The sequence below is a fragment of the Tateyamaria sp. Alg231-49 genome (assembly GCF_900143535.1).
GTDB lineage: Bacteria > Pseudomonadota > Alphaproteobacteria > Rhodobacterales > Rhodobacteraceae > Tateyamaria.
Map to the genome: position 1 here is coordinate 153179 of NZ_FRFA01000006.1, position 13968 is coordinate 167146.

At 55.2% G+C, this 13968-nt stretch carries 17 protein-coding genes and 1 tRNA gene; 16 read left to right on the forward strand and 2 right to left on the reverse strand.

From position 1 onward, the window contains the following. Positions 1 to 847: 847 nt before the first annotated feature. The 13 genes from DHN60_RS11375 to DHN60_RS11425 all read left to right on the forward strand — a co-directional run bounded on the left by DHN60_RS11375 (position 848) and on the right by DHN60_RS11425 (position 11096). Positions 848 to 2128, forward strand: coding sequence for a sugar ABC transporter substrate-binding protein (locus DHN60_RS11375; protein ID WP_108837425.1), 1281 nt, complete (start codon positions 848 to 850; stop codon positions 2126 to 2128). Positions 2129 to 2303: 175 nt separating this feature from the next. After that, a complete protein-coding gene (locus DHN60_RS11380; RefSeq protein ID WP_108837426.1) occupies positions 2304 to 3242 on the forward strand; it encodes a carbohydrate ABC transporter permease in 939 nt (312 codons plus the stop codon). Positions 3243 to 3254: 12 nt separating this feature from the next. Next, positions 3255 to 4088: a carbohydrate ABC transporter permease gene (locus tag DHN60_RS11385; RefSeq protein ID WP_108837427.1), complete on the forward strand. Its 834-nt coding sequence runs from the start codon at positions 3255 to 3257 to the stop codon at positions 4086 to 4088. A 20-nt stretch (positions 4089 to 4108) separates the two neighbouring features. Continuing rightward, entirely contained in the window at positions 4109 to 5113 is a 1005-nt protein-coding gene (locus DHN60_RS11390) for an ABC transporter ATP-binding protein (RefSeq protein WP_108837428.1), read from the forward strand. Continuing rightward, positions 5110 to 5874, forward strand: coding sequence for an L-iditol 2-dehydrogenase (locus DHN60_RS11395; protein ID WP_108837429.1), 765 nt, complete (start codon positions 5110 to 5112; stop codon positions 5872 to 5874). Before DHN60_RS11390 ends, DHN60_RS11395 begins: the two co-directional genes overlap by 4 nt. Beyond that, on the forward strand, positions 5874 to 7355 hold the full coding sequence (locus tag DHN60_RS11400; protein ID WP_108837430.1) for a mannitol dehydrogenase family protein: 1482 nt from the start codon (positions 5874 to 5876) through the stop codon (positions 7353 to 7355). The genes DHN60_RS11395 and DHN60_RS11400 overlap by 1 nt, the downstream gene beginning before the upstream one ends. Before the next feature lie 395 nt (positions 7356 to 7750). After that, a complete protein-coding gene (locus tag DHN60_RS22290; protein WP_159089189.1) occupies positions 7751 to 7990 on the forward strand; it encodes a hypothetical protein in 240 nt (79 codons plus the stop codon). 1 nt (position 7991) lies between these two features. Continuing rightward, complete coding sequence (locus tag DHN60_RS11410) at positions 7992 to 9389, forward strand: phage major capsid protein (RefSeq protein ID WP_159089190.1); 1398 nt, start codon at positions 7992 to 7994, stop codon at positions 9387 to 9389. Next, positions 9389 to 9601, forward strand: coding sequence for a hypothetical protein (locus DHN60_RS11415; RefSeq protein WP_108837433.1), 213 nt, complete (start codon positions 9389 to 9391; stop codon positions 9599 to 9601). The genes DHN60_RS11410 and DHN60_RS11415 overlap by 1 nt, the downstream gene beginning before the upstream one ends. Further along, the gene (locus tag DHN60_RS22295) at positions 9591 to 9743 is read left to right on the forward strand and encodes a hypothetical protein (protein WP_159089191.1); all 153 of its coding nucleotides are present in this window, start codon (positions 9591 to 9593) and stop codon (positions 9741 to 9743) included. Before DHN60_RS11415 ends, DHN60_RS22295 begins: the two co-directional genes overlap by 11 nt. Next, the gene (locus tag DHN60_RS11420) at positions 9736 to 9975 is read left to right on the forward strand and encodes a hypothetical protein (RefSeq protein WP_108837434.1); all 240 of its coding nucleotides are present in this window, start codon (positions 9736 to 9738) and stop codon (positions 9973 to 9975) included. The genes DHN60_RS22295 and DHN60_RS11420 overlap by 8 nt, the downstream gene beginning before the upstream one ends. Positions 9976 to 9980: 5 nt before the next feature. Then, on the forward strand, positions 9981 to 10145 hold the full coding sequence (locus DHN60_RS22300) for a hypothetical protein (protein ID WP_159089192.1): 165 nt from the start codon (positions 9981 to 9983) through the stop codon (positions 10143 to 10145). Positions 10146 to 10310: 165 nt separating this feature from the next. After that, a complete protein-coding gene (locus DHN60_RS11425; RefSeq protein WP_108837435.1) occupies positions 10311 to 11096 on the forward strand; it encodes a hypothetical protein in 786 nt (261 codons plus the stop codon). 369 nt (positions 11097 to 11465) lie between these two features. On the opposite strand, the gene DHN60_RS22305 is transcribed toward DHN60_RS11425, so the two are convergent. Beyond that, positions 11466 to 11549, reverse strand: a tRNA-Tyr gene (locus tag DHN60_RS22305). A 121-nt stretch (positions 11550 to 11670) separates the two neighbouring features. Here DHN60_RS22305 and rlmB point away from each other — a divergent pair. The 3 genes from rlmB (at position 11671) to DHN60_RS11440 (ending at position 13458) form a co-directional block, all read left to right on the forward strand. After that, positions 11671 to 12447 (forward strand): 23S rRNA (guanosine(2251)-2'-O)-methyltransferase RlmB, encoded by a 777-nt coding sequence (gene rlmB / locus DHN60_RS11430; RefSeq protein WP_108837436.1) that lies wholly within the window; start codon positions 11671 to 11673, stop codon positions 12445 to 12447. Further along, entirely contained in the window at positions 12425 to 12763 is a 339-nt protein-coding gene (locus DHN60_RS11435; protein WP_199913663.1) for a hypothetical protein, read from the forward strand. The genes rlmB and DHN60_RS11435 overlap by 23 nt, the downstream gene beginning before the upstream one ends. Positions 12764 to 12984: 221 nt before the next feature. Then, positions 12985 to 13458 (forward strand): CoA-binding protein, encoded by a 474-nt coding sequence (locus tag DHN60_RS11440; RefSeq protein ID WP_108837437.1) that lies wholly within the window; start codon positions 12985 to 12987, stop codon positions 13456 to 13458. A gap of 67 nt (positions 13459 to 13525) precedes the next feature. Here the strand turns inward: DHN60_RS11440 and DHN60_RS11445 are convergent, their stop codons facing one another. Then, entirely contained in the window at positions 13526 to 13915 is a 390-nt protein-coding gene (locus DHN60_RS11445; protein ID WP_108837438.1) for a DUF2147 domain-containing protein, read from the reverse strand. Positions 13916 to 13968: the final 53 nt, after the last annotated feature.

Here is a 13968-nt window from a genome sequence, read left to right on the forward strand (position 1 = left end):
CAACGGTTTTGCGGGTCTTTTGGGCGTCAGGTTCGAATCAAGGCGCTAACATCATAGAACATGGATTTTGGGTGGTTCACCGTCTGGCGGGTTAACGCAGCAAGCGGCGTGTTTTGTGAACCACATGTTACCGTCCCCGCAACCCGAGGTGCGCACAGAACAGACGCTCAGGTTTTGTAGAGTGGCTATGCGGCAGTGCAGCATCTGTGGGGCGCGTTGCAGGGTTGTGCCGTGATCCGGGTATCCTGCGTTTCTTTCTCGGCCCATGGCCGGACATATTTTTCACCACTCGAATTTATTACGCACGTTAAATAACGGGCTCAAATTTTAACGCATGTAGAGCCCTTTGACGAAGTCAGAAGCTGTAACCGTCGTTGACCGTGCGTTCCTGTGGGTTGGAATTTGTCGCAGCGAAACATGTGATTCCTATGGTTACCCCCTTGTTTTGCTGCGTTGCAGCATAAAAAGCGGGCGATCCGCGAATGGGGCAGGGGTGTTCGGGCTATGTATGTGAGGCAGAGCCAGTGGCGTTGGGCTTTTGCATCAAGCGTGCCCCAAAAGTACACATATTGCGCAATTTTGCCGGTGCGCGACAGATTCGCGATGGCGACAGTCCGATCTTTGCGTGCGTGCAGTGGTGGGTGTGCTGTGTGTGGCCAATGGTGAAAAAATGATCGGAATCGCAGCGCTCAGGCCAAAGTCCTTCTTTGAAATCAAGAGCTCAGTCCGGTTTGGAGGCTGGGCGAGTACAACCCTCTGATGCACGCTTTTTAAGCGTTAAGAAAAAGTGTTGACGTAACGCGATCTATGGGCAATTGTTTCCGTGTGTAAAAAGGGGAGGACACTCATGTCTATCAAACGCACTCTGATGAGTACGGTAGTCGGGCTTGGCCTGACAGCCGGTTTCGCATCCGCGGAATCACTCACCATCGCGATCGTTAACAACGGTCACATGATCAACATGCAGAAAGTTGCAGAAGCTTACACCGCAGAAACCGGCGTTGAGCTGGAATGGGTTTCGCTGGAAGAAGGCGTTCTGCGCGAGCAGGTCACGTCGGACACAGCAACTGGTGGTGGTCAGTACGACGTCATCAACATCGGTATGCAAGAAGCGCCAATCTGGGGTGCTGCTGGCTGGATCGAGCCGCTTGAATTCGGCGCAGAGTATGACGCTGACGACATCCTGCCCGCAATCCGCGCTGGTCTGTCTCACGAAGGCACCATGTATGCTGCACCATTCTACGGTGAAAGCTCGATGGTTATGTACCGCAAGGACCTGACCGACGCAGCTGGCGTATCCATTGCTGACAACGACAGCTGGGACAACGTCAAAGCAGCCGCTGCTGCAATGCACGACCCCGACAACGGCGTATATGGCGCATGTCTGCGCGGTAAGCCGGGCTGGGGCGACAACATGGCGTTCGTCACAACAATGGTGAACTCGTTTGGTGGCGCTTGGTTCGACGCTGACTTCAAACCAACCATCGACTCCGATGAGTGGAAAGCTGCCATAAACTTCTACGTTGACCTGCTGGGCAACTACGGCCCTCCCGGTTCTGAAGGCAACTCGTTCAACGAGATCCTCGCCCTCTATAACGAAGGCAAGTGCGGCATGTGGATCGACGCGACAATCGCGGCATCGTTCCTCGAAGTAGACGGCGTTGCATACGCTCAGTCGCCAAACGCTGGTAACCCAGTTGGTGCGAACTGGCTGTGGGCATGGGCCATGGCTGTACCAGCAGGTACAGAGAATGCTGAAGGCGCAAAAGCGTTCATCGAGTGGGCAACGTCCAAAGCCTATGTTCAGGCCGTTGGTAACCACCCCGATTTCGGTTGGGCCAAAGTTCCAACTGGTCAGCGCGCTTCGACTTACGCTCTGCCTGAGTTCCAGGCCGTTGCAGGTTTCGCCGCGGCTGAGATGGCTGCCATCGAATCTGCTGCTCCTGAAGCGACAGACCTGAAGCCATACGTTGGTGTTCAGTTTGCTGCGATCCCGGAATTCCCAGAAGTGGGTTCCGCTGTTGCACAGGAAATCGCCGCGGCTCTGTCCGGTGCGAAGTCTGTTGATGAAGCTCTGGCCGCATCCCAGGCTGCCGCCACGGCAATCATGGAAGAAGCAGGCTACTAAGCCAACGCTTCGGTAGTAACGGAAGGCCCGATCCCAGCGGGCCTTCCACCCCACTACTTAAATTTGCCAGATCGGCCGTTCCTAAAACGCCCATTTGCCGACGGCTCCAACACCGACCATTCGTAATTCAATTAGAAACATTGCGAGCATTGCGCTTCGCAGGGGGTCTCTAGTCATGTCTAATAGAACACTGCCTCGCTTGCTTCAGTCACCCGCAGTCTTGCTGCTGCTTGTCTGGATGCTGGTCCCGCTATCGATGACGCTTTACTTTTCGTTCATCCGATACGTCTTGAATAACTTGCGCCGACCAGAGTGGACGACACCCGCCCTGAGCAACTGGCGCGGCTTTGGCAACTACGAGTTTGTTCTCAAGTCTAAAGATTTCCTTTTTGCCATTCAGAACAGCCTGCTCATTGTTTGCAGCATTCTTTTCCTGACCGTGATCCTTGGCGTTCTGATCGCTGTGTTGATCAACAAGTCATTCCCGGGGCAGGGGATCGTTCGGGTTCTTCTGATCTCGCCCTTCTTCGTGATGCCGGCGGTGAATGCGGTTTTGTGGATCAACATGATCCTTGACCCGGTTTTGGGTCTGCAAGGTATCGCGGTCGCCGGTCTGAACGAGATGGTGGCCGGGTTGCGAGAGATGCCTGTACTTGGCGGGTTCTTCTCACTTTGGCCCGAATTCAATCCGATTTCTTTCCGAGCGACGCAAACCTCTGCCTATGCCGTGATCATCATGGTCACATGGCAATGGACACCCTTTGCAATCCTGATCTTTATGACGTCTTTGCAATCAGAAGATCAGCAGCAGAAAGAGGCGGCGATCCTTGATGGCGCCAGTACCTGGTCGCAATTCCGGTTCCTGACGTTACCGCATCTGGGACGGCCCATTGCGATTGTGGTGATGATCCAGGCGATCTTTCACCTGTCGCTTTATGCCGAGATCGAGATTGTCAGCCGGGGCAACGGCAACAAGAACTTGCCTTACCTGATCGGTGAATTCGCAAACAACAACATCGGTGCCGCGAGTGCCACCGGTATCTTCGCAGTCATCCTTGCCAACATCGTAGCAATCTTTCTGCTGCGCATGATTGGCAAGACACTGATGGAATAGGAGGACCAACCAATGGCAATTGTTGCTCAAAACTCAAAATACGGACAAACGGGCCGCACCATCCTGGCCTGGGCAGTTGGTCTCTTGTTCTTCTTCCCGATCTTCTGGCTCGTCCTGACCAGCTTTAAGACGGATGCAGACGCGGTGAAGCCGGAATTTCTGTTCTTCTTCACGCCGACGCTAGAGAACTACACCAACATGACCGAGAACTACGACTATTGGCGCTTTGCGACCAACTCGGTCATTACGTCGGTCTTTGCCACGATCTTTGCGCTCGCAGTTGGTATCCCATGTGCTTACGCCATGGCATTCAACCCAAGCCGGGCGACCAAGGACGTGCTGATGTGGATGCTGTCCACCAAGATGTTGCCTGCGGCGGCTGTTCTCTACCCGATGACCTTCCTGACAAAGAGCCTCGGCCTCTTTGACACCCACTTTATGGTCATTATTGTTCTGTGCCTAATCAACCTGCCGATCGTGGTCTGGATGCTCTTTACCTACTTCAAGGAAATCCCAAAAGAGATCATCGAGGCCGGTCAGATGGACGGTGTGAATACATGGGGTGAGATCAAGGAAATCCTTATTCCGCTTGCCTGGGGCGGCATCGCCTCAACCGCACTGCTTTGCTTTATCTTCTGCTGGAACGAGGCCTACTGGACTGTACGGCTGACCACCACTGACGCCGCAACGCTCTCTAAGCTCATCGAAGGTAACCGTGCACCAGAAGGTTTGTTCTTCGGACGCCTCTCTGCTGTCTCGGCGGCCGCTGTTGGCCCGATCATCGTTTTGGGCTGGTTCTGTCAAAAACAACTGGTCCAAGGCCTGTCCTTTGGCGCGGTCAAGTAATTCAAGAATAGGAAAAAATCATGGGACGTATTGTACTTGAAAATGTGACCAAGAGTTTCGGCGAGACGCAAGTGATCCCGCCCTTGGATTTGACCATCGAAGACGGCGAGTTTGCCGTGTTTGTCGGCCCCTCCGGTTGCGGTAAGTCGACGTTGTTGCGGGTGATTGCAGGGTTGGAAGACTGCACATCGGGCAAGGTTTTCATCGACGGTGAGGACATGACCCAGATTTCGCCGTCCAAACGCGGGCTGGCAATGGTTTTCCAATCCTATGCGCTTTACCCGCATATGACCGTGCGCAAGAACATCGCCTTTCCGATGCGGATGGCGGGGATGCCAGAGGATGAGCAGAACAAGCGTATCGAGGCTGCAGCTGCGTCATTGAACCTGACCGACTATCTGGATCGCAAGCCAGGCCAGTTGTCGGGTGGTCAGCGTCAGCGGGTCGCAATTGGCCGCGCTATTGTCCGTGATCCATCGGCGTTCCTGTTTGACGAACCTTTGTCGAACCTCGACGCCGCCTTGCGGGTTGGTATGCGCCTTGAGATCACCGAGATGCACGAGCGCATGAAGACCACGATGATCTATGTGACCCACGATCAGGTCGAAGCCATGACAATGGCCAACAAGATTGTCGTTCTGCAAGCTGGTGTGATTGAACAGGTGGGCAGCCCGCTGGAATTATATCACAAGCCTCGCAACAAGTTTGTTGCCGGGTTCATCGGTAGCCCCAAGATGAACCTCATCGAGGGCGCCGAGGCCGCCAAACATGACGCTCATACCATCGGTATTCGTCCTGAGCATATCGAGGTCTCCACCACCGAAGGGTTGTGGCAGGGCTCGGTCGGTGTGGCCGAACGTCTGGGGTCTGATACCTTCATCCACATCCACGGTGTTGATGGCTGTGATCCGATGACGGTGCGTGCCAGCGGTGATGTCGAGGTGCGCCACGGCGACACCATCTACCTCACGCCTGATGCGACCCAGATCCACAAGTTTGGGGCAGACGGGTTGCGGATGGAATGAAACCGCTGGATGGAAAAGTTGCCATCGTAACAGGTGGAGCGCGCGGCATAGGCCGCGCGATCTGCGTTGCAATGGCAGAGGCGGGCGCGCAGGTCGCGGTCGCCGATTTGAGTCGTGCAGATGCTGGCGAGGTCGCTCAGGCCATCGGCGGCATTGCCGTTGAAATGGATGTGACTGACTTTTCCAATATCGCGGCGGGTGTGGCCGAAGTTGAGCGAACCCTTGGTGGTGTCGACATACTGGTGAACAATGCAGGCATCTTTAACATGGCTTCGATCGACAAGATCACGCCCGAAGACTATCGCCGTCAGTATGATGTGAATGTGGGTGGCACGCTCTTTGCCTGTCAGGCCGTGGTTGCCCCCATGATCCGGCGCGGTGGTGGGTCAATCATCAACTTTTCCTCGCAGGCGGGCCGTCGGGGCGAGCCGAACATCGCTGTTTATTGCTCGACCAAGGCCGCCGTCATATCCGTCACCCAGTCGCTTGCCCTTGAGTTGGCAAATGACAACATTCGCGTGAACGCCATCGCACCGGGAGTGATCGACACGCCCATGTGGGATGTAGTGGACGCGCAATTTGCAACCTATGAAAACAAGCCGTTGGGCCAGAAGAAACGTGAAGTGGGGCAGGCTGTCCCGTTGGGTCGCATGGGCGATCCTCGGGATGTCGCCGATCCGGTTGTGTTTCTTGCCTCTGACGCGGCCCGGTATATCACCGCCCAGACGTTGAACGTCGATGGCGGCAATTGGATGAACTGATGTTGGACGCTGTACTAAAACTCTCAAACGCGGCCCTGGGCGATCTGCCCGAAGGTGTAACCGGCCCCAGATATGACCGTAGTGCGATCCGTCCGGGTATTGTGCATATAGGTCTGGGCAATTTTCACCGCGCCCATCAGGCGTGGTATTTGCATCGCCTTATGCAACAGGGTGACGCCATGGATTGGGGCATCATCGGTGCCGGCGTACGCGCCGGGGATGAGGCCCAACGCAAGCGTCTGGCTGCGCAGGATTATCTGACCACGCTGATCGAGTTGGATCCGGCGGGCCGCTCTGCCGAAGTGACCGGTGCGATGATCGGTTTTGTACCGGTTGAAGAGGACAACGCCGCCCTGATCGCGCAGATGGCTGACCCCGACATTCGCATCGTGGCGCTGACGGTGACGGAAGGGGGGTACTACATCGATCCGGTTACCAAGGCCTTTGACGCAAACCATCCTGACATTGTTTATGATGCCGCCCACCCAGACGCGCCGCGCAGTGCCTTTGGCGCCATGATCGCGGCTTTGCGCTTGCGACGCGACGCAGGCACGGGACCTTTCACAGGCCAAAGCTGTGACAACCTGCAGGGCAATGGCGCGATTCTGCGCCAGACTGTTGTATCCCTTGCGCGCCTGTCCGACCCGGACCTTGCCGACTGGATCGACGCAAATTGTACCTTCCCGGATGCGATGGTCGATTGCATCGTCCCGGCGACCGGGTCCAAAGAACTGGAGCTGGTTCAGAGCTTTGGCATTCAGGACGCTGCCCCTGTCACCCACGAAAATTTTCGCCAATGGGTGATTGAGGATAATTTTTGCGCCGGGCGTCCGGATTGGGACAAGGCAGGGGCGACGTTCACGGATAATGTCCACGGCTTTGAAGCGGTAAAGCTGCGTCTTCTGAATGGCGGCCACCAGTTGATTGCGGATGCGGGCGAGGTTTTGTCTGTGGAGTTCATTGCGGATTGCATGGCCCATCCGCTGATTGGCGAGTATTTCCGTAAAGTGGCCAAGTCCGAAGTTGCCCTACAAGTGCAACCCGTGCCGGGTATGGCGCCGCTAGAGTACGTCGATCTGGTTGACCGGCGGTTCTCCAACCCAGAGATCATCGACACGGTCCGCCGCGTGGCCTTTGATGGTTCATCCCGTCAGACCGGATTCGTCCTGCCGACACTGCGTGACGCGCTTGCCAAAGGCACACCCGTGGAGGGATTGGCCCTGTCTCAGGCGATTTGGGCGCGGATGTGCGAAGGCACGCGTCAGGATGGGTCGTCTATCGCCCCCAACGATCCGATCTGGGACAGTCTGAACGCTGCGGCCAATGCCGCCAAGGAAAGCCCCGAAGCATGGCTGCACCAGCGTGATCTTTATGGAGATCTAGCAGGCAACGCCGTATTCAGGGACAGCTTTGTGCGCTGGCTGACTCTGATCTGGGATCAGGGTGTTGAGGTCGCGCTGAAGACTTATCTGGAAGGGTAGGGACTGAGCGGCTGTTTACGGACCAGCATAAGCGTGTGATCGCGCCCAGTGGCCGTGTTCTGAGAACAACCCAAAACGCGATGACATAAGTGGAATCCGACGATGCGCTAAAGCGTTGTTCCGGGCGGCACCTGTCCGTGCATGTGCGCCACAGTTCCACCATGTAATGCTAAACATGACCGTCGACGATGCGCGCATATTGCGGCTCTCGTTCCGTTTACTGGAGTAAAGGCGCAGCAACGTCTGGACGACAACGCCGACAGTCTTGAGGCAACGGGCCAGCTAGCGCTGTTGACCAGCAAGCTGCCGCAGGTCGGTTTCAAGACCAACCACCCGGACGTGCGCCCGATCCGGAACAAATACAACAACCTCATGAACTCCGTAAGGAAGCAGCGATGAACGCACAAAATCCCTTTGTGAAGCAGGCACCCGCCAAGCCCAAGCGGTCCGGAGTGTCCCAGAAAGATATGCAGACGATTGCCAAGGTGATCGCCAACAACGTCACCGAAAACGTGCGTCCACTGCATGAATGGATCAAGAAACTGGAACAGGCATTGGCGTACGCACAAGCCGAAGCCGAAAAGCAACTCGGCGATGCCGCTGGTTCCTTCATCAGCCGCCGCAAAGGAGACTAACATGTACAAGAACGGATCGCGGACACGGGACGAACAGGAACAGGACCGCTTTAACAAGACGGTGAGAGGAAGCCAGAGCGCCTTGATCTGGGATGCGGGCCACAAGGCCATTCAAGACGGCTTAAACCTTGAACCCACTGTGGTTGAACAGGGTAAAGAGATCGCTGCACTCAAGAAGGAAATCGGTGCTCTCAAACGTCCACTAAATGTGATGTTGAAGCAGCCCGAAGAACCCAAGGGTGGCACCAAACTTGGCACCGAAACCGATGTCTCTATGGCAGCATTCACGGCCGAGTTCCTGCGATACGCAAGCAAGGGTAAGATTTCGCACGACGATGTTTTGAACGTAGTTTATCCAAAGGACGAAGGGCGTTTCCAACGTAAAGCAGCAAGACGCCAGATCGTTAAGAGCGCCACAAGTGAACACATGACTACGGATGCCAACCTTGGTGCAACGCTTGTTGCAAGTGCAAGGGGGCTTTGGATTGACGAATTGGTGTCGAAAAGCGTGTTTGCGGCTATCATGTCACGCGGTGGTCGTCGGCTGCCGATGGACGGTGTGAACAGCCTCACCTATCCAAAACGGTCGGCACTTGGCATTGGTGATATGTCGCAGTCCTTCGTAGGCGAAGGTGCCACGATCCCAGTAAAGGACACCACACTCGCTTCAATGACATTCACCCGCAAGAAGATGGCGGTGATCACGGTGGCAACAAACGAGTTGCTTAAAGTGGCTATTGAAGACCTACACGCCTTGTTCTTGGAAATGATTACCGACGACACCGCCATGATGTTGGATGGTTATATCCTCGGCGAAGGCAACGGCAGCGTTACAAATGTCCGCCCACCGTCGCCTTGGTTGAACGCACCAAGCACACCGAGTGTGGGCACCGATCTGGCCTCGATCATCACCGATATCTCCTATTTGTTGGGTGTCATTGATCGTCCAGCCAAACCGCTGCTGTTGATCGACACTGCACGTGAAGCACGTCTCCGGTCGTGGCGTGACAATGACGGGTGGGTCTTCAAGGAAGAAATGGCGCAAGGTACGATCTTGGGTACGCCTTACGTATCCAGCGTCAACGTGCCGACAGACCGCATTTACGTGATCGACGCCAACGACTTCGCGGCATGGTTGCCCGCACCAGAGGTCGATATGTCCGCGTCGGCTACAGTGGTTATGACCGACGACGACGGCACCTCGCCGACAATGGCTGATACCAATGCCGTGTCCGTAGCAGGCTCCATCAAGGTCAGTGACGCGGCTGGTACCGTACCACCCGCCGAGGTGCATTCGGTATTCCAGATGGATAGCACCGCCATGCGCGTCGTGCAGCCCATCGAATTTGGCATGATGCGGGAAGACCGCACGGCACTGGTCACGGGGGTAACTTGGTGATGAAGCAGATCGGCGTCACCCACAGCCGCGACGGCATGGTCACGGTCACCAACGGCACCCTTGTGGTTGCACAGTTGCCCGACAGCACCGACCTCAACAGCACCTTGCGGAACTTAAATCTTGACCCTCGCCAGGTGGTGACGATCCAGCACGCCAACGGTGTTGACCGTAAACATACGATAGCCGAATTGGGGGTGAACCATGCCTTTTGATATAGAACCTGAGGACAACCGCCCAGACCGGCCCACCGATCCCTTGATGATCGCAATTGCCGCAGCGTTGGGCCACTGGCCGACCGAGGACGAAATCACAGAATTAGAGCGGGCTTTGCGGCGGGAATTAGCGGATGAATAATGCGCAGTATCTTAACCTTGTTGCTGAGAGTGGTCTTGCGGTGTGTCGGTTGCGTCCTGAAGTCTGTGAACAGATGTTGATCGAAACCTGCCGTATGCTGTTGGACGTATTGTGGGAGGGGAAGGAATATCCGCCGGACAGCCTGTTGCTTTCACAGTGCGCCGACTATGATATTCTAAACCCGCAGCAGCTTGTGGTCGCGATGAAACAACTGCCCCGCTTCGTTAACTGAAACCCATGCCGGTTTTGAATTCGCTTGATGAGCCAAAGCGGACGTTGATGTCGACTGCAGCGAATGACTGCTCTGAGCCCAAATCGTTCAATGTGATGAGCGCGGAAAACATACGGTTCACCGATTGGACCAAGCCGCTTGCGTCGGGGCTCGCATCTGAAGTAACCTAATTCGATGGCTGCATGTATGTGATGATACGAAACCTGTGACTGGTTGTTAGCAATGCAAAGGCATCAAGCTATTTCAACGATGCGGGGGTAGAGGTGGCACCACCAATTGGCATTTTCACTTTTACAACTTAAACTCTGAGTATTTTTGAACGCGGACAAATTATTATGCCCACTACCGAAAAAACAAATGACATAAAGATCATAAATCGAATTCAAAAATCCAATTGGGAAAAACTTAAGAAACATATCAAGCGCGCGTCGGCGAATATAAAGCCGGAAGCGGACTTAGGGACTATGTATGCTGGGAATTTTGTTGGCTGGGACATAATTCGCGACGTGGAAAAAATCCTGCCAGCAGGGGAGATGAACGACCTCAACTTGCAACCACTTTATAAAGTTATCCAGCAGGCAAATAGACGGGAGATAAGAAGTACTGGTAAGTTGCGATTTGACACGATTGTCGATGTGCTTGAGGACATGCGTGCACCGGTGCTCATCTGCCCTGACTATCGTGAGAAGGTTAAATTCCGGCATCTCGCAGAATGTGCGTTTCAGGCAGGTAAGGTAGTTCCTGTAGGTACTAATAAGAAAGCTAGCGAAAACGGCGGCTTGAATGGACTTTTACCAACCAAACATGCGCGAATTTTGTGGGACTTTCTGTCGACAATCTACGTCGGCAATGCAGAGGGCGAAATCAAGATTTTGGAGGGTGTGTCTGATGATCATACGAAACTTGGCAGAGACAAAGTTATGATCCGGACAGAGCTGGAAAAGGCTCTGAAAAATTCCAAGCTGGATGAAAAAACCTTGCAAAAACTTCGATACATGGTCGAAAAATATGCAGATGCCTTAAGCAAGAAAACCGATCCTGCTACTAGGCGGCTCGAACAACTTCTGGTTTCAATGAAGAAACATGCAAAGCCGATTAAACGAGCGCCAAAGAGTTACTAGCGGACACTCCCAATTTGAATGTCTCCTCTGGGCGAACTACGGACGTTATTCAAGATTTACGGACGACGGAAAAGTCCGCAAGGCTGTCGTTCAGACTGCGTGCAGCGAATGTCGGCTAAGCCCGTTGACCGTAGTCGATCAATTTGACCAGTGAAGGTTCACAGATGTCGGGCTGTGCCACAGGCAACAAGTAGGAAAAACAATTGCGCCCAGATGATCGGCTAACGCACATTGACCACCGAACAGGGCAACTTCGCACGAGCGTTTAAGCAAGGTTATGCTTCCCGCCGGTGTGTGGCCTGATCTAAGTCTTAGTGTGGGGTAAAGTGGTGCGTTCTACCCGTAACCCATTGAAGCGTAAGGTGTAAATGGTGGGCGACCCTGGAATCGAACCAGGCGTGCGTCTCCGCGAGGGAGTTACAGTCCCCTGCCACACCTTGCGGCCTGTCGCCCACTGCGCCATTAGGGACAAAGCCCAAAGTAGCGTGAGCGCGTGAGTATCGCCCCCCAATTCAAGGGTCAAGCTAGAAAATTCGCGCAAACCCCACCTGCGCAAAACCAAGATGAGGACAGCATGAAAAAACCCAAATGGGTTGTGCAGAAAGAGCAGGCGAAAAAGGCGGATGCGTCCGCCACGGTTTGGCTCTTTGGATTGCATGCGGTGCGCGATGCGTTGATGAACCCGGCGCGTACCAAGTTGAAACTGATCGTCACTCTGAACGCGCAAGGTAAACTGGCGGACGCCATCGAAGTATCTGGAATCACCGCGGACGTTGTCGATGCGCGCAAGTTCAATGCACCGCTTGATCCGGGCTCGGTCCATCAAGGGGCGGCACTGGAGGTCAAACCGCTCGAGTGGGGCAGTCTGGCAGATGTGGCCATCGGGGCTGCCACACCGCGCCTCATTCTACTGGATCGCGTCACCGATCCGCATAACGTTGGTGCCATCCTGCGCTCCGCCGAGGTGCTCGGGGCATCTGCTGTGATCGGCATGCGCCATCACGCGGCCCCCGAGACAGGCGCATTGGCCAAGACCGCCTCGGGCGCGCTGGAACGTCAGCCTTATTTGCGCGTGCGTAATCTGGCGGATGCCATTATCGAATTGCAGGGCATGGGATATCTGGTGCTGGGGCTGGACGGAGAGGCCGAGCAAACCATCGAAGCCGCCCTTGCGGGACAAAAGGACCGGCCGGTTGCGCTGGTTCTTGGGGCCGAGGGGCCGGGGTTGCGTGAAAAGACGCGCCAGACCTGTGATATGTTGGTGCGGATTGACGCGGGCGGTGCTTTTGGGTCGCTCAACGTCTCAAATGCTGCGGCAATTGCCCTATATGCATCAAAGGACCACAGCTAAGAGGCCAGCCATCGCCTATCCAACCAAAATTGCGACCTGCTGTTATTGCGGCACCCGTGCCGCTTTGGTGATGGCCCGGGATGGCCGTCACGAACTGGCCTGTTCCAACTGTGGTGCGCCACTGCATGATCTCAAGATGCTGCCGCGCGACACGCGTGGGGATCGCGAATTGGTGAAGCCGTCTGCCTTACGCCAAAAGGGGGCGAAAAAGACCAAATTGCCCAAACCTGCCAAGAAAAAGGCCAAGCGCAAAAAATCGCGTTGGGGCGATCTGTTTGAAGACGCCTTTGATATCATCGAAGACATTTTCGACTGATTTATCGCGCGCGGATTCTTGCCGATCCGCATTATTGGTTCGTTCACAGATTTGAGAGACACCTTTTACGCAAGCGAGAAGCTCTTATCTCGTGGTGTGAACTGCAGGGCTGGAACTCCTGCAGGTTTATCACTGTCCCTCGTTCCGCACCTGAGCGCCCCTTTCGCTTTGCGATCGGGGCGTTTTTTTGTCAGGGTCACGGACGGGGCAGGAGGACGTTAATGAGCGAGACCTATTCAGATCAGCATTTGCGCGACATCCTGCGCGCCACAACTTCTGTGGCCGTGGTGGGCGTGTCAGCCAATCCGGTCCGCCCGAGCTATTTCGTGGCCCGCTATCTGAGCCTCAAGGGGTTCAAGGTTTACCCCGTAAACCCAGTTTATGATGGGCAGAAGTTGTTCGGCGCGCCCGTTGTGGCCAGCCTTGCCGACCTGCCGGTGCCCGTGGACATGGTCGACATTTTTCGCCGTTCAGACGCTGCGGGTGAGGTAGTAGACGAGGCTCTAGAGGCCTTACCTGACCTCAAGACCATCTGGATGCAGATTGGCGTGACGCACCCTGAGGCCGCGGCAAAGGCCCGCGCGCGCGGTGTGACCGTGGTTCAGGATCGTTGTCCCAAGATTGAGTATCAACGTCTGTTTGGCGAGTTGCGCATGGGCGGATTTAACACCGGGATCATCTCGTCCAAGCTTTAGACAATTGTGGCAAATGAAAAACCCGCGCTGTGGACGCGGGTTTGGCCTTAAGTCTGGTCAGATACGCTTAGTTCAAGCGTGTCCACGTGCCACCATCGCGGCAAATCCCCAACACGCAGCCAGACACGGACAGCTGGTTGCCGTTCAACTGCATTTTGGAATTGTAAGTCTTGTCCCGGTCCGGAGAGTAGACCTTGCCGCCCGAATAGGCGCCGCTTCCATCGGCTTCCATGTCCCAAATGATCTTACGGCCTGTGTTTTCCGTCTCCAGGATGGCTCCGCTCCCGTCAAAGGATTTGACCAGCGTGCCGCAGACTTTGCCACTGCAGTCTGTCACTTGGATGTGACCGTAATTGCCATTGTCGTCTGCTGTGGTTTTCCACGTGCCGTGCACGGGATCGGCCAGCGCCGGGCTGGCGAGCAGCAGAAGCGACGCGAGTGTCGACGTGAATTTCATAATTGGTGTCCTCCCTAGGTATGAGCCGGACAGTGCTGCATTCCACCTTGTCC

Bases quoted from the DNA above. Each gene is read 5' to 3' on its own strand.
- DHN60_RS11375 (WP_108837425.1), top strand. From the start codon at position 848: ATGTCTATCAAACGCACTCTGATGAGTACGGTAGTCGGGCTTGGCCTG.
- DHN60_RS11380 (WP_108837426.1), top strand. From the start codon at position 2,304: ATGTCTAATAGAACACTGCCTCGCTTGCTTCAGTCACCCGCAGTCTTG.
- DHN60_RS11385 (WP_108837427.1), top strand. From the start codon at position 3,255: ATGGCAATTGTTGCTCAAAACTCAAAATACGGACAAACGGGCCGCACC.
- DHN60_RS11390 (WP_108837428.1), top strand. From the start codon at position 4,109: ATGGGACGTATTGTACTTGAAAATGTGACCAAGAGTTTCGGCGAGACG.
- DHN60_RS11395 (WP_108837429.1), top strand. From the start codon at position 5,110: ATGAAACCGCTGGATGGAAAAGTTGCCATCGTAACAGGTGGAGCGCGC.
- DHN60_RS11400 (WP_108837430.1), top strand. From the start codon at position 5,874: ATGTTGGACGCTGTACTAAAACTCTCAAACGCGGCCCTGGGCGATCTG.
- DHN60_RS22290 (WP_159089189.1), top strand. From the start codon at position 7,751: ATGAACGCACAAAATCCCTTTGTGAAGCAGGCACCCGCCAAGCCCAAG.
- DHN60_RS11410 (WP_159089190.1), top strand. From the start codon at position 7,992: ATGTACAAGAACGGATCGCGGACACGGGACGAACAGGAACAGGACCGC.
- DHN60_RS11415 (WP_108837433.1), top strand. From the start codon at position 9,389: ATGAAGCAGATCGGCGTCACCCACAGCCGCGACGGCATGGTCACGGTC.
- DHN60_RS22295 (WP_159089191.1), top strand. From the start codon at position 9,591: ATGCCTTTTGATATAGAACCTGAGGACAACCGCCCAGACCGGCCCACC.
- DHN60_RS11420 (WP_108837434.1), top strand. From the start codon at position 9,736: ATGAATAATGCGCAGTATCTTAACCTTGTTGCTGAGAGTGGTCTTGCG.
- DHN60_RS22300 (WP_159089192.1), top strand. From the start codon at position 9,981: ATGCCGGTTTTGAATTCGCTTGATGAGCCAAAGCGGACGTTGATGTCG.
- DHN60_RS11425 (WP_108837435.1), top strand. From the start codon at position 10,311: ATGCCCACTACCGAAAAAACAAATGACATAAAGATCATAAATCGAATT.
- rlmB (WP_108837436.1), top strand. From the start codon at position 11,671: ATGAAAAAACCCAAATGGGTTGTGCAGAAAGAGCAGGCGAAAAAGGCG.
- DHN60_RS11435 (WP_199913663.1), top strand. From the start codon at position 12,425: ATGCATCAAAGGACCACAGCTAAGAGGCCAGCCATCGCCTATCCAACC.
- DHN60_RS11440 (WP_108837437.1), top strand. From the start codon at position 12,985: ATGAGCGAGACCTATTCAGATCAGCATTTGCGCGACATCCTGCGCGCC.
- DHN60_RS11445 (WP_108837438.1), bottom strand. From the start codon at position 13,915: ATGAAATTCACGTCGACACTCGCGTCGCTTCTGCTGCTCGCCAGCCCG.